The organism is Flavobacterium arabinosi (assembly GCF_048158725.1).
Classification (GTDB): Bacteria; Bacteroidota; Bacteroidia; order Flavobacteriales; family Flavobacteriaceae; genus Flavobacterium; species Flavobacterium arabinosi.
This window is the reverse complement of record NZ_JBLNKX010000001.1, coordinates 856419-878242: the sequence shown is the minus strand read 5'-3', so window position 1 is coordinate 878242 and position 21824 is coordinate 856419. Positions and strand designations below refer to the sequence as shown.

General features: G+C 34.5%; 14 protein-coding genes. 10 read left to right on the top strand and 4 right to left on the bottom strand.

All coding sequences use genetic code 11. The features are described 5' to 3' along the window. The first annotated feature begins 1 nt into the window (after position 1). From ACM55K_RS03595 to ACM55K_RS03565, 7 genes are all read left to right on the top strand, one after another. A complete protein-coding gene (locus tag ACM55K_RS03595; protein ID WP_416848866.1) occupies positions 2-1537 on the top strand; it encodes an MFS transporter in 1536 nt (511 codons plus the stop codon). 11 nt (positions 1538-1548) lie between these two features. Next, entirely contained in the window at positions 1549-1773 is a 225-nt protein-coding gene (locus tag ACM55K_RS03590) for a DUF6814 family protein (protein WP_416848865.1), read from the top strand. 256 nt (positions 1774-2029) lie between these two features. Continuing rightward, a complete protein-coding gene (locus tag ACM55K_RS03585) occupies positions 2030-4735 on the top strand; it encodes an ATP-binding protein (RefSeq protein WP_416848864.1) in 2706 nt (901 codons plus the stop codon). Between the two features lies 1 nt (position 4736). Beyond that, positions 4737-5099: a response regulator transcription factor gene (locus tag ACM55K_RS03580; RefSeq protein ID WP_416837217.1), complete on the top strand. Its 363-nt coding sequence runs from the start codon at positions 4737-4739 to the stop codon at positions 5097-5099. 18 nt (positions 5100-5117) lie between these two features. Then, complete coding sequence (locus tag ACM55K_RS03575) at positions 5118-7025, top strand: AMP-binding protein (protein ID WP_416848863.1); 1908 nt, start codon at positions 5118-5120, stop codon at positions 7023-7025. A 17-nt stretch (positions 7026-7042) separates the two neighbouring features. Beyond that, positions 7043-8950, top strand: coding sequence for an acetate--CoA ligase (acs, locus tag ACM55K_RS03570; RefSeq protein ID WP_416848862.1), 1908 nt, complete (start codon positions 7043-7045; stop codon positions 8948-8950). 331 nt (positions 8951-9281) lie between these two features. Further along, positions 9282-9827, top strand: a complete 546-nt coding sequence (locus tag ACM55K_RS03565; protein ID WP_416848861.1) for a hypothetical protein — start codon at positions 9282-9284, stop codon at positions 9825-9827. A gap of 79 nt (positions 9828-9906) precedes the next feature. Here ACM55K_RS03565 and ACM55K_RS03560 read toward each other — a convergent pair whose 3' ends face one another. From ACM55K_RS03560 to ACM55K_RS03545, 4 genes are all read right to left on the bottom strand, one after another. Beyond that, complete coding sequence (locus ACM55K_RS03560) at positions 9907-12759, bottom strand: alpha-amylase family glycosyl hydrolase (protein ID WP_416848860.1); 2853 nt, start codon at positions 12757-12759, stop codon at positions 9907-9909. A 74-nt stretch (positions 12760-12833) separates the two neighbouring features. Then, complete coding sequence (locus tag ACM55K_RS03555) at positions 12834-13589, bottom strand: SusE domain-containing protein (protein WP_416848859.1); 756 nt, start codon at positions 13587-13589, stop codon at positions 12834-12836. 29 nt (positions 13590-13618) lie between these two features. Then, the gene (locus ACM55K_RS03550; protein WP_416848858.1) at positions 13619-15235 is read right to left on the bottom strand and encodes a RagB/SusD family nutrient uptake outer membrane protein; all 1617 of its coding nucleotides are present in this window, start codon (positions 15233-15235) and stop codon (positions 13619-13621) included. Between the two features lie 10 nt (positions 15236-15245). Beyond that, entirely contained in the window at positions 15246-18188 is a 2943-nt protein-coding gene (locus ACM55K_RS03545) for a SusC/RagA family TonB-linked outer membrane protein (RefSeq protein WP_416848857.1), read from the bottom strand. Positions 18189-18421: 233 nt separating this feature from the next. Here ACM55K_RS03545 and ACM55K_RS03540 point away from each other — a divergent pair, with 233 nt between their 5' ends. The 3 genes from ACM55K_RS03540 to pgmB all read left to right on the top strand — a co-directional run bounded on the left by ACM55K_RS03540 (position 18422) and on the right by pgmB (position 21810). Then, the gene (locus ACM55K_RS03540) at positions 18422-19447 is read left to right on the top strand and encodes a LacI family DNA-binding transcriptional regulator (protein ID WP_416848856.1); all 1026 of its coding nucleotides are present in this window, start codon (positions 18422-18424) and stop codon (positions 19445-19447) included. 190 nt (positions 19448-19637) lie between these two features. Further along, positions 19638-21158, top strand: a complete 1521-nt coding sequence (locus ACM55K_RS03535; RefSeq protein WP_416848855.1) for an MFS transporter — start codon at positions 19638-19640, stop codon at positions 21156-21158. Beyond that, entirely contained in the window at positions 21151-21810 is a 660-nt protein-coding gene (gene pgmB / locus ACM55K_RS03530) for a beta-phosphoglucomutase (protein ID WP_416848854.1), read from the top strand. The genes ACM55K_RS03535 and pgmB overlap by 8 nt, the downstream gene beginning before the upstream one ends. The last annotated feature ends 14 nt before the right edge of the window (positions 21811-21824 follow it).

Below are 21824 nucleotides of genomic sequence, written 5' to 3'. Positions count from 1 at the left end.
TATGAGTACTAAATCAACAAAAGGAATTTGGAAAGTGATTTCCGCATCTTCAATGGGCACAATGATCGAATGGTATGATTTCTACATTTTTGGAAGTTTAGCCGTTGTAATTTCAACAAAATTTTTCCCCTCTGACAATCCTACAGCAGCCTTTTTATCTACATTGGCAACATTTGCCGCAGGATTTGTAGTTCGTCCGTTTGGAGCACTTTTTTTTGGAAGATTAGGTGATTTAATTGGTCGTAAATATACGTTCATGGTCACTCTGCTATTAATGGGTGGCGCAACATTCCTGATTGGCTGTATTCCGAGTTATGAAACTATTGGATTTATGGCTCCTTTATTAGTATTAATTCTTCGTTTACTTCAAGGTCTTGCTCTTGGTGGTGAATACGGTGGTGCGGCGACTTATGTGGCTGAGCATGCACCAGTAGGACAACGAGGTTATTGGACTTCTTGGATACAAACCACAGCTACTGTTGGATTATTCATCTCCTTAATGGTTATTTTAGTAACAAGAAACATTCTTACTCCAGAACAATTTGACGAATGGGGATGGAGAGTTCCATTCTGGGTTTCTATCATTATGGTTGGGGTTTCTTATTTGATTAGAAAGAACATGGATGAATCTCCCGTTTTTGCTAAAGCTAAATCTGAAGGAAAAACAAGCACAAATCCATTGAAAGAGAGTTTTGGAAACCGTTACAATTTGAAATTTGTATTATTAGCTTTATTTGGAGCCACTATGGGTCAAGGGGTTGTTTGGTACACCGGCCAATTCTATGCTATGAATTTCATGAAAACAGTAATGTCTATTGATTCTTCACAAGTTGACACATTACTAGGAATTTCATTAATGCTTGGCACACCATTTTTCATTCTTTTTGGTTGGTTAAGTGATAAAGTAGGACGAAAATACATCATGATGGGTGGAATGTTGCTAGCCATCATATTATACAGACCTATTTACAAAAGCATGTACGAAACCACATCGATAGCCAATAAAACCGAAATGGTAGAAAAAACAACTCTAATCGCTGAGTTGAAAGAGAACAAGAAGCAAACTATGGACTCTATCTATACTACTAATAAAGAGTATGTGGATGGAACTACTTTTCAAGAAATAAAAACCGTACATTTAGAAAACGGAATGGCTATAGTTGTAGATGGTAAAGCAAAAGTTGACACCAAAACAACAATTAAAATCACTACTGCTGACGAATGGTCTTTAATATTTTTAGTATTCGTTCAAGTCATATTTGTTACTATGGTATATGGTCCAATTGCGGCGTTCCTTGTAGAAATGTTCCCAGTTAAAATTAGATATACTTCTATGTCATTACCATACCACGTAGGAAATGGAATTTTTGGAGGACTGCTTCCTGCAATTTCCACCTATTTTGTTATAAATGCAAAAGAGGCCGGGAATCCGGAATTTTATCTCGAAGGACTTTGGTATCCAATTGTTATTGCTGCTGTCAGCTTTGTAGTTGGAATGGTTTACATTAAAAATAAAGACAAAAACGCTCACATTTAAAACACACAGCCATGAATCAAATAAAAAGAATTTTAGGATTAGTTTGGATTGCATTAGCAGTTGCTGCAGCCTATTTTTGCATCTTCACTTTTGGATTACCAAAATTTATGTCGGGGAAACAAGAGGATTTAGTATTTGGAATTATCATCCTTTTTATACTTACGCCTTTGATAGTTTTAGGATTAGGTGCATTTGGGTATTTTTCCCTAATGGGTGACTATGATGAAAAAAAATAATATTTTAAATCCATTTTTACAATATACAGTCTCTACATTTATCTGTAGAGATTGTATGTTTTTATTACAATGAAAAAGAGACATGAACAAAAGTTGGTTATCCTTTCAATGCTAATGCTATTAGCGTTGAACATTCCGCTTTTGCTGTTATTCGATAGTTCAAAACCCCTTTTTGGTTTTCCAATTATATACATCTATATTTTTTCGGCATGGTTAATTTCAATCGCGATCACCTACCTAATTATTAAAAGATATTATGAATAGCATTGGACTCTTATTAATATTGGCGATTTATTTGTTGATTCTTTTTTACATCGCCTATTGGGCAGAAAAAAGGAGTCATTCTAAATGGACCAATAATCCTTATATTTATTCGTTTTCATTAGCGGTTTATTGCACCGCCTGGACGTACTACGGCAGTATAGGTCTTGCAGCAAATTCAGGCTTGAGTTATATCCCTATTTATTTAGGTCCAATAATAATTGTACCTACATGGATGATTGTCCTCAAGAGAATTATCCGAATTTCGAGAGTAAATAAAATATCCAGTATTGCCGATTTTATTTCTTTACGATATGGGAACAGCAGATTTCTAGGCGCATTAGTGACCATGATTTGTATTTTTGGGATCGTACCTTATATTTCTTTACAACTAAAATCCATTTCAGACACCTTTCATATTGTTAGCAAAACCCAATCGAGTGACGACATTTTCACTGACACTACAACTTATGTTTGCATCGCTTTGGCTTTATTTGCCTCTTATTATGGCACAAAATACGTAGACGCTTCAGAAAAAAGACGCGGTATTGTAACCGCTGTGGCAATGGAATCCATCTTGAAATTAGTTTTCTTTTTAATCATTGGTATTTATGTGACCTATTTTGTTTTTGACGGTTTTGATGACATTTACAAAAAAGCGTCAGTCCTTAAAGATTTTGATAAAAAGAATACGATAGGCGGCATCACAAACGGAATCAATTGGTTCTTCCTTTGTGTTTTATCCATGTTTGCCATTTTTCTATTACCAAGACAATTTCATACTGCCATTGTTGAGAACAACAAAGAAACCCATATCCGAACAGCGATTTGGCTTTTTCCATTGTACTTGTTGCTTTTTAATATTTTTGTATTTCCAATTGCTTGGGGAGGAAATATCCTTTTTGAAGGAAAAGGACTCAATTCAGATACGTATTCCTTATTAATTCCTCAATTTTTCAACAATAATTTATTAACCGTTTTAGTATTTCTTGGTGGATTTTCGGCAGCCATTTCGATGATTATCGTATCATCGATTGCACTCGCCACAATGCTGAGTAACAACTTATTGATCCCATATGGTTTCATTGGATCGCTAGAAAACTCTTCACAAAAAAAGAACAGCAAACGAATTGTAAACAGCCGAAAAATAGGAATTTTTTCTCTTATCATTTTGGCGTATGCCATATACCGAATTTTCATTCTGGATTATTCTTTGGTTTCCATTGGATTAGTCTCTTTTGTAGTTATAACCCAACTGGCTCCCTCCTTTTTTGGCGCTATACTTTGGAAAAGAGGATCTAAAAATGGTGCTATAGCGGGAATTATTCTTGGTTTTTTAATTTGTTTTTATACGCTTTTAATTCCGTATGCCATTGGAATTACAAAATCAACAAGTCTATTTATTCAGGAAGGACCTTGGGGAATTGAATTGCTAAAGCCTTTTCAACTTTTTGGATTGGATTATTTAGAGCCTATTCCGCATGCCGTTTTCTGGAGTTTATTATTTAATGTAATGAGTTATGCAGCCATCTCCGTAAGTTTCAGAGGAAATTATAGAGAACGCAATTATGCCGAAATGTTTGTGGATATTGACACATACATTACCAATCACGAAAATGCTTTTGTATGGAAAGGAACTGCATACATCTCAGACATTCAGAAAGTTTTACAACGATTTCTTGGAGAAGAAAGAACAAAACGAGCACTGACCATTTTTAATTTAAAATACGGCATCGATAAAAATATCACAACTGCCGATGCTCGTTTTATAAAATTTGCCGAAAATTTATTGACAGGACATATTGGTACGGCTTCCGCCAAAATTTTAATATCGAGCGTAATCAAAGAAGACAAAATCAGCTTGCCGGAAGTACTTCGAATTTTGGAAGAATCCAAAGAAAACATCATAATCAACAGAAAACTCACAGACACTTCGACTCAATTAAAAAAAATATCAGAGCAGCTAAAAAATGCCAATCAGGAATTAGTCAATAAAGACATTCAAAAAGATGAGTTTCTGGATACGGTTACCCATGAATTGAGAACGCCAATTACCGCCATTCGTGCCGCTAGCGAAATTCTTCATGACGACGATGACATTCCTGAAGAATTAAGAAAACAATTTTTACAAAATATCATTTCCGAATCGGATCGTCTAAATCGTTTGATTGACAAAATTCTGGATTTAGAGAAATTTGAAACAGGAAAACAAAAAATTTATTTATCAAAAAACAATATTTCAAAAACAATAAAAAATACTTTAAATTCAGTAAAACAATTAATAAAAAACAAAAATATAACTATTGAATTTAGTGAGGCTTCCAAAGAAAAAAAGGCATTTTATGATGAAGAACGAATCGTTCAGGTAATCCATAATTTATTATCGAATGCTATAAAATTCTGTTCTGAAACAAATGGAAAAATAACCATTTCTATTCATGAAAATAAAGATGTTGTAGAAGTCAGTATTCATAATAATGGTAAAGGAATTAAAGACGATGATTTTGAAGCCATTTTTGATAAATTTTATCAATCCCGAAATCAAAATGTAAAAAAACCAATTGGCAGTGGTTTAGGACTTGCCATTTGCAAACAAATTATAGAACATCATAAAGGGAAAATTTGGGCTGAAAGTACCGAAGGAAACGGAGCCACTTTTATTTTCACATTACCCAATTACAATACAACTGAAAATCGTTAAAATGAAAAAAATTTTAATTGTAGATGACGAACCAAATATTGTCATGTCGCTGGAATACACATTCAAAAAGAACAATTTCGAAGTTTTCATAGCTCGTGACGGACAAGAAGCATTAGACATTCTAAAAAAACAATTACCGGACGTAATCATTCTAGATGTCATGATGCCCATGGTTGACGGCTTTGCCACATTGGAACAAATAAAAAAAGATGAAAGATTACAACATTGTAAAGTCATTTTCCTTTCGGCAAAAAATAAAGAAAAAGACATTGAAAAAGGACTTTCATTAGGTGCAAATTTATATGTTGTCAAGCCCTTTTCATTAAAAAAATTAGTAGAACAAGTACAGGATTTAATTCAATAATTTAGAATTTCCAATATCATGAATTACAAAGATTTTTATACCAAAAGCATCCATCATCCCGAAGAATTTTGGGCTAATCAGGCTAATGCAATTGAGTGGTACAGTAAACCGGAAACTATTTTGTCAAAAGACGAAAATGGATATCCGCTTTGGTACAAAGATGGAGAATTGAACGTTTGTTATTTGGCATTAGACAAGCACATTCAAGATGGTTTTGGAGATCAAGTTGCTCTAATTTATGATTCCCCAGTAACACAAACCGTAAAAAAATATACTTTTTCGGAAGTAAAAATCGAGGTGGCAAAACTTGCAGGAGGCATGCAATCATTAGGTTTAAAAAAAGGTGACAATGCCGTTATTTATATGCCAATGATTCCCCAAGCTGCATTTGCTATGTTAGCTTGCGCAAGAATTGGAGTAACTCATTCTGTAGTTTTTGGTGGTTTTGCACCACATGAATTGGCGATTAGAATTGATGATTGCAAACCCAGAGTGATTATAACTGCTTCTTCAGGAATCGAAATTGATCGCTTAATCGCATACAAACCGTTAGTGGATGAAGCAATTGAACTGGCTTCACACAGACCAAAGAAAGTAATTATTTTCAATAGAAAATTAGGTGCGAGAGTTCCGTTTAAAAAATATGATGTTGATTATGATGCCTTAGTTTATGGTTCCGAAGAAACTGCTTGTGTTCCAGTAAATGCAACGCATCCTTTGTACATTCTTTACACATCAGGAACAACAGGAAAACCAAAAGGAGTAGTGAGAGATACTGGCGGTTGTGCCGTAGCACTAAAATTCTCCATGACACATATCTATAATGTAAAACAAGATGAAGTTTTTTGGGCTGCATCAGATGTGGGTTGGGTAGTTGGACACAGTTTTATCGTTTATGGCCCTTTAATTAATAGAAACACAACGATTATTTTTGAAGGAAAACCAATCAGGACCCCTGATGCAAGTACGTTTTGGAGAATAATTGACGAGCACAAAGTCAATGCGATGTTCACGGCTCCAACAGCTATTCGTGCTATAAAAAAAGAAGACCCTAACGGTGATTTTATAAAACAGTATGATTTGAGTTCTTTGAAAACTCAATTTCTAGCAGGAGAACGTTGTGATGTCGCTACATTAGAATGGTATTCAGAACACATTCCTGTTCCCGTAATCGATCATTGGTGGCAAACTGAATCAGGCTGGCCCATGATTGCTAATATGATGGGCGTTGAGCAATTGTCTGTAAAACCTGGTTCCGTGGGGAAAGCCGTTTGCGGATATAACATCAAAATTTTTGGCGAAGACGGAACTGAATTAGGTCCAAATGAAGAAGGGTATGTAGTACTGAAATTACCTTTGCCTCCAGGTACTTTACTTGATTTATGGAATGACAATCCTAGATTCAAAGCAGGATATTTGGATAGATTTCCAGGGTATTATTTCTCTGGTGATGGCGGATTTAAAGATAATGAAGATTACATTTTCATCACCGGAAGAGTTGACGACGTAATAAATGTTGCAGGACATCGCCTTTCGACAGCCGAAATGGAGGAAATAGTTGCTTCTCATACATGTGTTGCGGAGTGTGCCGTTATTGGAATAAATGATGCGTTGAAAGGACAAATTCCTTTGGCTTTGGTTGTAACCAAATTAAATGAAGATATAGAGCATTTTCAATTGGAACAAGAAGTAATAAAATTAGTGCGTCAAAAAATTGGTGCGGTAGCTTCCTTGAGAAATGTAGTAATTGTGGAACGACTACCAAAAACACGTTCCGGAAAAATCCTTCGAAAATTAATGCGCAGCATTGCTGATGGCGATAACTTTCAAATCCCATCAACAATTGATGATGAAAATATCGTTAGTGAAATTGACACAGTATTAAAGAAATATGAAATTGGAATTTATAATAAGAAACAAGAATAACTAAATTTATCTAAAACATGAGTCGCTATAAAATTAATACTTTAGAAGAATACTTTAAAGAATATAAAAAATCAGTCCGTGAGCCCAGAAAATTTTGGGACAAAATTGCTGCTGAAAACTTCACTTGGTACCAACAATGGGAAAAAGTAGTTGATTTTAATATGGCTGAAGCCGAAATAAAATGGTTTACTGGAGCCAAAGTAAATATTACTAAAAACTGTATTGACAGGCATCTTACCAAAAAAGGGGATAAAACTGCGATAATTTTCGAACCTAATGATCCAAAGGAAGAAGCATTGCATATTTCTTATAATGAATTACACCAACGTGTTTGCAAAATGGCAAATGTATTGCGGGAACAAGGCATAAAAAAAGGAGATCGTGTTTGTATTTATTTACCAATGATTCCTGAATTAGCCATAACCACTTTGGCTTGTGCCAGAATTGGAGCCATCCATTCGGTTGTTTTTGCTGGATTTTCGGCTTCAGCAGTAGCCGCCAGAATAAATGACAGCGATTGTAAAATGGTCATCACTTCAGACGGAGGTTATCGCGGTAACAAAACCATTGATTTAAAAGGAATCATTGATGAATCGTTAGTAAACTGTCCTGGTGTTTCAAACGTTTTGGTGGTAAAAAGAACCAATACTTCAATAAACATGAAAGAAGGTCGTGACCAATGGTTGCAATCCCTTTTAGACGAAGCTTCTGACAACAATGTCGCTGAAATCATGGATGCCGAAGACCCATTATTTATTCTTTACACTTCTGGTTCAACCGGAAAACCAAAAGGAATGGTACATACCACTGCCGGTTATATGGTTTACACCGCCTATACGTTCAAGAATGTATTCAATTATGAAGAAAATGACGTTTTTTGGTGTACTGCTGATATAGGCTGGATTACCGGGCATTCTTATATTCTTTATGGCCCATTATTGAATGGTGCAACAACCGTTATTTTCGAAGGTGTTCCTTCTTATCCTAATTTTAGTCGCTTTTGGGAAGTAATCGAAAAACACAAAGTAACACAATTCTATACTGCTCCAACTGCTATTCGTGCTTTGGCAAAAGAGAGCTTAGATTATGTACGAAAATTTCCTTTAAAATCTCTCAAAGTGATTGGTTCAGTAGGGGAACCCATCAATGAAGAAGCTTGGCACTGGTACAATGACCATGTTGGAGATAAAAGATGTCCAGTTGTGGATACATGGTGGCAAACCGAAACGGGAGGAATCATGATTTCGCCAATTGCTTTTGTAACTCCTACGAAACCTACGTACGCTTCTTTACCATTACCTGGAATTCAACCCGTGTTGATGGATGAAAAACGCAATGAGATTGAAGGCAATCAAGTTACCGGAAGTTTATGTATCAAATTTCCTTGGCCAGGAATTGCCAGAACTATTTGGGGAGACCATCAACGGTATAAAGACACTTATTTTTCAACCTTTCCAGGCAAATATTTTACTGGAGACGGTGCTTTACGAGACGAAGTAGGCTATTACAGGATTACTGGTCGTGTAGACGATGTTGTTATTGTTTCAGGACACAATCTAGGAACCGCTCCAATTGAAGATGCTATTAATGAGCATCCAGCAGTTGCAGAATCCGCCATTGTAGGTTTCCCTCATGATATCAAAGGAAATGCCTTGTACGGCTTTGTTATTCTAAAAGAAACTGGGGAATATCGTGACAGAGAAAATTTGACCAATGAAATTAATCAACAAATCTCTAATCATATAGGACCTATTGCTAAACTGGATAAAATTCAATTTGTTTCCGGTTTACCAAAAACCCGTTCGGGAAAAATTATGCGTAGAATTTTACGCAAAATAGCCGAAGGAGATTATTCGAATTTTGGAGATACCTCAACATTGTTGAATCCCGAAATTGTCGAAGAAATCAAAAACGGCAAAATTTAAATTTTAGTTTTTAGTTATAAAAAAAGGTTGTCTTTCCGGACAACCTTTTTTGTTTAGTCTTATTTACAAGCACCTATTCTTAATAAAAAAAGCAATTATTTTCTCCTGTATTTTTAACATAAATTATGGGTATCGTTAACTGTAACAGCTAGTTAAAAAATCTAACTTTATCCCTATCTAACTGACAATCAACCCCAAAAGACAAAACAGTTATTTTTTATTTTTTTTTAAATCTCAATATAAAACAGATTATAAAATAAAAATAGGAAAAATTAAATCCTCAAATTTATTTTGTGGATTTCACTTAGCTATTAATTTAACAACAAATTTTATGAAAAAAATTATTATGACATTGTTATTTTCAGGGTTTGTCACCTCATCTTATTGTCAATATCAACATAAGAAAAGTAGTGGTCCAGATGCGGGCAGTTTTGAAACAGAAGAATTACCTAAAGTAATAACAAAAAATACAGGAAAGGATTTTTTAGCGTATATACCGGATAAAAATCCAGATAATAAGGTTATAGGTCTTCAAAAAAAATTCTTCGATTACCACCTAGAGAAAGGTCACGAAAGAGCTAAACCTTATTTAGTAACCATGAAGATGAAAAATGGATCATTGGCTGCAACCTATAATGAAGAAGGAAAATTAACTACTGTTATTGAAAACTATGAAAATGTTAAACTTCCGAATATCGTAGTCTATACCATTCTCAAAAAATTTCCGAAATGGGAAATTATCAATGATACATTTCTATATACACAAGAAGACGGAAACGTTATGAAAAACCAATACTCAATAAAAATTAAAAAGGACCATGAGGTTCGTAAATTAACCGTTCATGCAAACGGTGAACTTTTAGAAGAAATTGATTAAATGTATAGAAGAATGATTTTATTTAAATATCGAAAAGGCTGTCTTTTTACGGACAGCCTTTATATTTTATCAGTTATTCTTACATTTTTAAAAACTTCATAACCTGAGCTTCATTATTCTCATTATACGCTTTTACTATATAAAGCCCTTTATTCAAATCATTGACAGCATATTGGTAAGCAGCGCTCTGACTTGTATTAAAACTTTTTACCAATTGTCCCGTAATTGAAAAAACTTGAACTTTTAAAGTATTCGTATTTAAAGTAAAGTAATTTGTGGCAGGATTTGGATATAAGTAAATACCGTCTTTTTTTTCAAAATTAGCAATTGCCAATGAAGCAACTTTATTACCATATATTCTAAACTCTCCTGCAGGAATCGCTATTGTCGCAGCAATATTAGTAACAATTATTGATGAATTATCCATCAAGTTGTACCAAGTCCCGGTATATGGAAAACCAGTTGCAATATTTTGAACGGATACATCAAAATTAGCCAGAATCAATACATCTTTAAGTTGCGTTCCTGCCAAAGCGCTATTTGTAATTTTGATATTCGGTGTTAACGAAGTGCCACTTGCCATAGTTGCAGTTCCTACAAACACAGGTTCGTTTATTTTCAAAGCAATCATTTTTGCCCAATCCGTATAAATTTTATTTCTACCGGAATCGCCTAACCAATTATTTACCCACTGTGGCTGTGGTTTTTTATCCAATTTACAATCCCCTGATAACGTTGCTGAAGAATCATTAATCGTTCCATCATTACACGTATAAATAGAAGAATCCCATCCCAATTCACCAAAATGCCAAATCATTTTTGGTCCCGGAACTAATAAAGAAACGGCTCCTAAAGTTGACATTCTAGAAAGTGCAGTTGCTGGCGTTTTTACGTTATATCCATTTAGATTAGCACCATATTGTATGTTTTTATACATCAAGCGTTCTTCATCATGACTTTCAGCATAACCCATCAATCTATTTTTTGTAAATCCATGGCTAGTACTATTCATTCTGGAAATATCATTGCTAGAATTATAACCCATCGTCAATTGATTGTAAGGATCGGTCATTTTACCCCACATCATAATCCCTTTGCTTGGTGTTTCATTAATTCTATAATTTGCCCATTCCTGCTCTTCAGAATCGGTGCCTAAATGTTCAAAAATAGTATAATGTGTTGCATCTAAACTCCAGGAATAATCAGCATAATCTTTCAAAATGGCAACTCTGTCTGCCTGATACGCATTCGTACACGTTTCATCGCCGGAAGTGCAATTTTGCGTAAAACCTTTGGTTAAATCCCAACGGAGACCATCAATTTTATACTCTTGAATCCATTGTTTAACTACTCTTTTTACGTAATTTTTAGTCAATGCCGAAGCATGATTAAAATCTTCACCTACACTATACGAATGTTTTGCTACCGTATTGAAATACGGATTCTCCGTTGAAGGCGACCCCCACCCGTCTCCATCAGGATCGTTCATCCACATTCTAACCATTGGATTACGTCCAAAAGCATGATTCAGAGCCACATCAAGAATTACCGCAATTCCGTTTTGATGGCATACGTCAATCAATTCCTTGAATTTAGTTGAAGTACCGTAAAATTTATCTAGAGCCATGTGAAAAGAAGTGTTGTAGCCCCAACTTTCATTTCCTTCAAATTCCATTACCGGTAATAATTCAATAGCGTTTATTTTTAAATTTTTGAAATAATCAATTTTGTCAATTACACTTTGGTAGCTTCTACCAGCATCAAAATCCCTTACCAAAAGCTCATAAACTACCAGTTTTTCTTTTTCTGGTTTTACAAAATTAGTCGTTGCAGTACTCCACGGATATGCCGTTTGTCCCGTTTGTAAAACAGTCACTTCTCGCTCTTGGCCTACAGGATATGCAGGAAGAGACGGATAAGACAGAGCCGGAATATAAGGATCATCATCTGGTGACAGTACTAAAGTAGCATAAGGATCTGCGGTTTTGACTAAAGATGGTGTTCCAGCAATAGGCGTTGCATCGACAACCCAATATTGATAGGTATAATTTGAACCCGATGTCAACCCGGTTAATTCCAACCAGAACTTCCCTGAAGCAGGATCTTTTTTCATGGCGTAGTTAGCATCCGGTTGCCAATTATTAAAACTTCCTGCAACATATACAAAGTCTTTTAATGGCGCATCGATAACTAGAATAGCTTTTGTAGCATCAGCACCATTATAATTGATTCCGTCTACTAATCCAGTAGGCATCGCAGCGCTAACTGTTCCTGGATTTACGATCACACTGAATTTCTTGGTAACAGAAGTTGTTCCTTGTGTTATTTCTAATGAGTAATTTCTATTGCTGGTAATATTAGCATCATTAAAAGTATAACTTGAGGTACTTAAATTTGCATTTATACTTGTTCCATTTGCTTTTAAGGTATAACTCGCATTCCCGCCCGTATTGTTTGCAGTGACATTAAAACTTGCGCCTGAAGCAATAATCGTAGCGCTATTTTGGACCGGTGTTGCTAAATTTACTTGAAAAGCGCCAACATTAAAAAAAGTATCCGCGGTTTGCATATTCCCAGCATCATTTCTTAATACCACACAAATTTCTGTAATAGAACTCGTATTTGGAATCCCAAAATAAGTATACAAATCTGGAGTAAGGTCTAATTTATAAGTAGTTCCTGAAACTACCGTTAAAGCGGGTTGTGTTGTATTATTACCCCAACTTCCTTTAACGTTTTGCCATCTTGTACCATTAACAGTTAAACCAATATGCGCGTATATTGTCCCTGAATAGGCCGCTAATGCCGTTCCGGTTTTATTAAAATTAAGTGTAATTAATCCACTTGCAATTGCAGGAGATGGTGTTGTTGTAATTTGGGAATAACTTATAGAAGTTATCAGTAAAATTAATAAAAGTAGATTTTTTTTCATGGCTTAGTATTAATTGAATAAGAAACTAAAAAAAGGCTACCATTATAGTAGCCTTTTCAGTTAATTGCATTTTACTAAAGTTTAGTCATCGTATAGGTTTTCGCAGTAAAATCTACCACAATGTTATAATCCCCCGCAGCAGCAACTGAAATATCAGACCCACCGGCTTCTAAAGTACCATTACTACCATCGTCACCATAATTTAAATCCCAAGAATCATCTAATCTAAATTTGAAATGTCCCGTAGTCAAATGGATTGTAATTGAATATTTTTGTGTAGCCAAATCATAATCCAAATTAGTATCAGAACCCCAACCTGTTGGTGTTGCATCGCCAATAATACCCCAGTTTGGCCAAGATGGAAATGGTGTAGCTTTGATGGCAAAAGAATTTGAATATTGCGCAGCACCCGAACCAGTTGTTCCAACTGAAGATTTAATGCGAATATCAATTTGATGCTCAACAAAAGGTACTAAACCAGCAGTTAAAATTGCGGTATTAAGTTCGCCAACAGTAATTTCTTTAAAACGATTGGTTGTTGAAGTAACAACAACTGGTTTAGCAAAGCTTGTTCCAGCTTTTGCAATTTCAATGGTATAATTTACAACAGTAGCGGTTCCACTATAAGTTGCATCATTCCACACTACAGAAGTTGCAAGATTATTTTGGTTTGCTTTTTGCAAAACTGTGTTAAAAGTACTGGTTGGCGTCAATAACACGGGTGCTGTTTCCGGAGCAAGTGCTTCTCTGTTTGTGTCTTGTATATCATCAGTGCAAGAAATCGCTAATATGCTTACAAAAGCTATTATTATATTTTTTATATTTTTCATTTCTATTTTAATTTAAATTAAATAATTATTTAGTATCCTGTATTTTGAGTCAAATTTGGATTTGCAGTTATTGAAGCCGTTGGCAATGGGAAAACATTCAAATTCGAACTAAATGAAGTTCCGTTTGGTATATTCCCTTTCCAAGCCCAGTTATAATTACCGCCACCATATTTATTAAAACGAATCAAGTCTTGTCTTCTATGTCCTTCCCAATGTAATTCTCTTGCTCTTTCATCTATAATAAAATCCAGATTAACTAGCATTTGCGTTACGTTAGCAGAAGCTGAACCACTATTCGCTCTTTGTCTTAAAGCATTAATGTAAGTTAATGATTGAGCATTTGCAGTTGTCGCATTGTTTGTATTTGTAGCACCATCTTTTCTCATTTGCGCTTCAGCATACATTAAATAGGCATCTGCTAATCTGAACAATGGAAAATCTGTATCCACAAATGCTGAATTCACACCCGCAACTCCAGCAACAGTTTTGTTAGAAAATTTATGTAAAATATAACCTTGCCCAGCATTTGTTAGCGTTGCAATGTCAATTGGTCTTGAACCTGAATTTGAAGTATATGTTTTTCTTACATCCGTTACAAATTCTGCGCCATCAAACTTTTGAACAAATTGTTTTCTAAGTCGTAATGCACCTCCCCAGCCACCAACACCAAATTCTGCTCCGTTTCCTTCAACAGAACCAACCTGGCCGTTTATCATAACAGTTGTAGCACCATAATTTTGAGTCTTAACTCCATCCGATTGTAAGGTGAAAATCATTTCAGAAGAAGTGTGATTATCGGCTTTGAAATTATCTAAATAATTGGTTTTTAAAATATATCCTCCACCAATAACATCACTACATTTAGCCATACATTCTGCATATTTTGGAGTCCCAATATACACTTGAGCATTTAAATACATTTTTGCCAAAATCATTTGAGCCATGGCTTTGTCTAGTCTACCATATTCATTTGTTCTTGCGGCTTTCAAATTAGGAATTACTGCATTCAATTCTGTTTCAATAAAAGTAAACAGCTGTTGTCTATCATATTGTGGACCTTTAAAATTTAAAGGATCATTTTCAGTAATAAAAGGCGCTTTCCCAAATAAATCCATCATATTATAGTAAGCAAAAGCTCTTAATACTCTTACTTCATTTCTATAAATATTGATTTCAGCAACATCTGTAGTACTCGTGATACCTCTTGAAGTTAATAATTCTGGTGTTGATTGTCTTAAAAAGTCATTAGCAAGAGCCACTTCGGCCATCGTTCTACTAAACATCCCCAACAAAATAGGATTGGCAGATGTCCAAGTATTTCTTTGTAATTCAGCAGTACCTTCGTCATTTTCATAAGTCCAAACTACTTCATCCGTAGTTAAGTCTTGTAAATACCACATACATCTTCCAAACTGGCTAGTTCCTGCATCAATTCCTTGCAAAAAGGAAGAACCCGCATCACCAGTACCTGTTAAGCTAAGATTACCATAAACGCCTCCCAGTGCTTGTTTATATCCTAACTGTGTAGAAAACAATTCCTCCGGAGATAGTATTTTGCTGTCTTCTGCTACTACATCTAAATCACCTGTGCACGATTGTAATGTGGCAAAAGCAAATAGTAAGTAAATAAAATTTATTTTTTTCATAATCTAATTATTAAAATTTAACATTTACTCCACCTAAAATCGAGCGCTGTCTTGGGTAAATGGTATTATCAACACCATTATTAGCAATTTCCGGATCTAAACCAGAATAATCTGAGATAACAAAAACATTTTGCATCCCTGCAAACAAACGCAGTGAAGCTTTACCTTCTAACCATTTCGGGAAAGTATATCCTAGGGTAATGTTATCCATTCTTAAGAATGAAGCGTTTTCTACAAACATATCAGACAAAACTACTGTTGATGTTGTGTTGAAATTGGTGTCTAAAACTGATGTAGGAACATTCCCAATCGTACCACCCGTTGTTAATTGATCGTATTGAGCTCTACTTGCATTCACTGCATTAAAAACTCTGTTACCAACACTTGCTCTCAAATTGAAAGAAAAATCAAGATTTTTATAATTCATGGTTGATGCTAGTCCAAAAGTTGCTTTAGGATCCGGATTTCTATAAATATATTTATCATTTGAGTTGATAATACCATCACTGTTCAAGTCCTCATAAGCACCTTCAATTGGTTTTCCAGCGGTATCAAAAATTTGCTTGTATAATAAGAAAGAACTTGGCGCATAACCAACTTGATGTACTTGCCCTTGAGTTCCTGTTCCTGCTAAGTTATCTCCAGTTCTAATAAAATCAGAGCTTAAGCTTGTTATTTTTCTTTCAAAAGCAGTTAAATTAAAGTTTAGATTCCAATTAAAATCTTGGTTTTTTACAACATCGGTACTTAAAGAAAATTCAATACCTTTAGTTGTAAAACTTCCAATATTCTGCCAAGATCTATTTGAAAAATTACTACCGTCTGCTGTTGCAACATCGGCTAACAAATCTTTTGAATCTTTGTAAAATACTTCAACACTCCCCGAAACTCTGTTGTCATAAAGTCCGAAATCTAAACCTGCATTATAAGTTGTAGTTTCTTCCCATTTTAAATTTGCGCTTTGTCTTGCAGAAACGGCAATTGGCAAAGCCACAGTACCAAAATAATATTGTGAACTACCGCTTCCTAAATTATATTGTTGCAAATAATCATTGTTATTTCCAATTTCTTGTTGTCCGGTAATACCCCAACCTAATCTTAATTTTAAATCGGAAATTGCTGTATTGTCATTAAAAAAATCTTCTTTTATTTTCCAAGCAAATGCAGCAGCAGGGAAATTCGCCCATCTATTATCTTTGTCAAATCGAGAGGATCCATCTCTTCTAAAAGACAACGTCAGTAAATATTTATCGTTAAAATTTAAATTGGTTCTTCCAAAAAAGCCAATATTCACTCTATCATAATCTACATTTGTTTTTGGAAAACCAGTTAAACCAGTTGGTAAATTTGGGTCTAAAATATTTCCTGATTGATAGTTGTCAGAATCCCATTTTTGGTAAGAATAACCCCCAGTTGCATCAAAAATCAATTTATCAAATGTTTTATTGTAAACTAAATAAGCATCTAATAATTTATTTTTCCTCATACTTTTAGAAAATTCATCAGTCCCATAAGGAATGTCGTTATTGGAACCTGAAGTAGCTGTTTTATCTGAAGCTAATTTGCTTCTCTCGCCTTTTGCCTGATCAAAACCTGCATTTACAACTGCGCGTAAAGCTGGGAAGAAATGAAATTTATAATCTGCTTCAAAGTTTCCAAAAAAGCGATTATTTTTTCCAGTATCAAACGTTTGCATTAATTGAGCCACTGGATTTCTTGGCGTCTGTGGAGTCAATTTTCCATTACTATGATTGTAGTATTCAAAAAAACCTCCATATATCGAAGTTGCATCATAAACAGGTTGCGTTGGGTCAAAATGCAGCGCATTTCCTTCCACTCCTTCTGCAAATCTATTGTTCTCATTGGAGTAATTTGCATTCAATTTTAATTTCAAATGATCATTCAAATAAGATGGATTTAAAGCTAATCCAACAGTATTTCTATTAAATGTATTGGTCAATCGCAAACCTTCTTGGTACGTATTCCCTACTGTAAGACGAGATGGGATACTATTAAACAAGTTGCCTCTAATAGATATGTTATTATCAACAAAATCTGTTTTTCTATAGATTTCATTTTGCCAATTGGTATTTGCCGTACCTAATTTTGAAACATCGCCAGGTCTTTTCTCTTCGATTATTTTTCTAAAACCTTGCGCATCAAATACATCAACTGTTTTTCCAATTTTACCACTTCCGTATTGAAAATTATAATCTACCGAAAGTTTTTTTCCCCCTTTTTTAGTAGTAATAATAATTACACCATTTGAGGCACGAGATCCATAAATAGCTGTTGCCGAAGCATCTTTTAAAACAGTCATCGACTCAATAGTACTTGGGTTTAATGAAGCCAAAATTGATGTTGAACCATAATTTTTGTCTGAATTGTTTTCAATAGGCAAACCATCAATTACAATTAATGGGTCATTGCTTGCAAATAAAGAAGAACCACCACGAATTCTAATTTGAGAACCAGAACCTGGAGCACCACTTGTATTTACAGTAACACCTGCAACCCTTCCGTTAAGCAAGTTTTCGGCTGTTACATTTGCACCTTTATTAAAATCTTTTGTGGTCAAAACTGTTACCGCACCTGTTGCGTCTTTTTTCTTAACAGTTCCATAACCTACTTGAACCACAACTTCTTTCAGTTGATTTGCATCTTCTTCCAAAGAAACATTTAATGATTTTTGAGAATCATAATTAACAACAGTATTTTTGTAACCAATAAAAGAAAACACGACTTGATCGCCTTTCTTAACATTTGATAACTGATATTTACCGTCAAAATCTGTTGAAACACCATTTGCGGCGCCTTGTACATTTACATTTACTCCCGGAATTGGCTGTCCTGATGCTTTGTCAAGAACAACACCATTAAGAGTATTCTGAGCAAGAATACTAAAAGGTAGTAACAGTAATAAAAATAACAACTTTTTATAAATTGTTTTCATACTTTTTGTTTAAATTAATTTGAGTTTTGGTTGTTTTTTAAATTTTAATTTTACTTCGAATTTCAAAATTAAGTAAATATTAACATGTCCGACAGAAGCACTTTTCAATTGACTTACGAAAACGTGATAGTGTTGAAAACTTTGTATTTTTTATGGACATTTACTAAGAAAATTACAATAAATAAAAAAAAATCTTACCTTTATTGCGAATTGAATATTATAACACTATTATCATGAAAAGAAAAGTCACCCTTAAACAAATTGCAAAAGAGCTTGACGTATCCATTTCAACAGTTTCAAAATCGCTTAGAAACAGTCCCGAAATAGGGGAAGAAACCAGACTTAAAGTTCAGGCATTTGCCAAATTTTATCACTACAAACCCAACAATATTGCGCTCAGTTTAAAAAACCGAAAAACAAAAACTATTGGGATTATTATTCCGGAAATAGTACATCATTTCTTTTCAACCGTTATTAATGGAATAGAACAAGTTGCAAATGAAAATGGGTACAGCGTCATCATCTGTTTATCCGATGATTCCTTTGATAAAGAAGTACTTAATATGGAAATGCTTGCTAACGGAAGCATCGATGGATTCATTATGTCACTTTCAAAAGAAACGCAGTTCAAAGGTGATTTTCATCATATTACAGAAGTTATCGATCAAGGAATGCCCGTCGTAATGTTTGACAGGGTTACCAATGAAATTCTTTGTGACAAAGTAATCATAGACGACAAACTTGCCGCATACGAAGCGGTCCAAAGTTTAATTGATAAAGGAAGAAAAAAAATTGCCCTTGTTACAACTGTTGATTATGTAAGCGTAGGCAAACTTCGAACTGATGGCTACATAAAAGCCCTATTAGACAATGACATACCATTCGATGAGAAGCTAATCATAAAAATTGAAAATGTAGACACTTGCGAAATCACCATTGGAAGATTGCTTGAAGACAAGGCCATTGATGCCGTATTTGCGGTCAATGAACTTTTTGCAGTAACCATAATAAAAACTGCTAATAAAATAGGACTGAATGTCCCTGAAGATTTGGCTGTAATTGCCTTCACAGACGGAATCATTTCTAAATATTCTACACCGACCATCACAACCGTAAGTCAAAACGGAATAAAAATGGGAAATAAAGCAGCAAAAATGCTTATTGAAAGATTAGAAGCGGAACAGGATGATGATGAAGAAGAAAATTATAAAACAGAAGTAATTGAAACCCATTTAATCGAAAGAGAATCTACCAATTAATAAATAACATTATCTAATTTATTCATTACTACAACCTTGTAGTTGCTAATCTTTTACTTTATTTGTTTCTAAAAAGTAAAAGATTAGAATAAATTTTTATATTTACCCCTCAAAACTTTTACTTTTACTTCGAAAACAAGATAAGTTTTGATAAGCAAAGCGCTTATCGTATAATAACTAAATTACGATAATGGAAAAGCGTAAATTAAGTTTCTGGCAAATTTGGAACATGAGTTTCGGTTTCTTAGGAATACAATTTGGTTTTGCACTGCAAAACGCAAATACTTCAAGAATTTTTGAAACATTAGGTGCAAAAGTTGATGAAATCCCTATTTTATGGATTGCAGCTCCTGTAACAGGTTTGATTATCCAACCTATAATTGGTTATTTTAGTGATAGAACCTGGACAAAACTAGGCCGACGCAGACCCTATTTTCTGGTAGGTGCTATTTTATCTTCTGTGGCTTTATTTATAATGCCCAATTCGCCGTCCCTTTGGATTGCAGCAGGAACATTATGGATGATGGATGCTTCTATCAACATTTCGATGGAACCTTTTCGTGCCTTTGTAGGTGATAATTTACCCGAAAATCAGCGTACTTTAGGTTTTGCAATGCAGAGTTTTTTCATTGGACTGGGTGCCGTTGTCGGCTCATTACTTCCTTATATTTTTACGAATGTTTTTGGCGTAAGCAATACTGCCGCAGAAGGAATCATTCCTGATTCTGTAAAATGGTCTTTCTATATAGGAGGAATTGTTTTTCTATTGGCTGTACTCTGGACTATTTTTAAATCCACTGAATACACTCCTGAAGAATTAGAAGCTTTTGAACAAAAAGACAAAGACACTAAAGAAGTAGCTCCAGTTGAAACCGAGTTAGAGGCTAAAGCGAATATCAAAAGACAATTCAATTTAGGACTTGTAATGACTTTGTTAGGAAGCGTCATTTCTTTCATTATTTACGAAAACGAACTTACTAAAGAACTCTATATTTTATTTGTGGGCTTAATTCTGATTGGAATTTTATTCATGGTTACCGCCAGACTTAGAATAGTTCAAATAAAAAATGGGTTCACCATCATCATGACCGATCTATTGAACATGCCCACCACAATGAAAAAATTGGCTTGGGTTCAATTCTTTTCTTGGTTTGCACTTTTCTCCATGTGGATTTACACGACGCAAGCCGTTACACAACATATTTTTGGAACAACAGATACAACTTCAAAAGTGTATAATGATGCTGCCGACTGGGTATCGGTACTTTTTACTGTTTATAACGGAGTAGCAGCCGCAGTCGCTTTTTTATTGCCTGTAATAGCAAAAAAAGTAGGAGTACGATCCACGCATTTATTGGCATTGTGCTCTGGTGGTATTGGTTTACTTTCTATTTATTTTATTGGAGACAAATATTTATTATTGATTCCAATGTTAGGAGTTGGTATCGCATGGGCCAGTATTTTATCAATGCCTTATGCTATGTTATCAGGCGCATTACCCGCTGCAAAAATGGGGTATTACATGGGAGTTTTCAACTTTTTTGTAGTTATTCCTCAAATTGTTGCCGCAACAATCTTGGGTTTTATTGTCAAACAATTTTTTCAAAACGAACCTATTTACGCATTATTAATTGGCGGTGTATCAATGATATTTGCCGGTTTACTTACACTTAGAGTAAACAACAGAACAAAAATTGAAATTCATGAATAATAAAAAAGCATTCATATTTGACCTCGACGGAGTGATTGTAGACACAGCAAAATATCATTATTTAGCGTGGCAAAAAATCGCAAATGAATTAAATATTGATTTCACACTGGAACACAATGAATTATTAAAAGGAGTAAGCCGCGTGCGTTCTTTGGATATTATATTAGAATTAGGGAAAGTGGAAGCTTCTCAAGAAGACAAAGACAAATGGTTAGTTCAAAAAAACGAGGATTATTTATCCTATTTGGTTGACATGAACGAAAGCGAAATTCTTCCGGGAGTTTTTCCGGTTTTGAAATTTCTTAAAGAAAAAGGCCAACCAATTGCATTGGGTTCTGCCAGTAAAAATGCCAGACCAATTCTAGAAAAAACAGGAATACTATCCTATTTTGATGCTATTGTAGATGGAAATGATGTTACCAATGCAAAACCAGATCCAGAAGTTTTCTTGATCGCAGCTCAATTATTAAATATAAATCCTGAAGACGCTATTGTTTTTGAAGATTCTGTAGCAGGCGTTCAAGCGGCTAATATTGGAAAAATGACCAGCGTAGGAATTGGTTCAGCAACGGTGCTACACGAAGCAAAATACATCTTTAAAGATTTTACGGAAATAGACACCAACTTCATAGAAGATTTAATTAAAAAATAAAAAAGATAGAATAA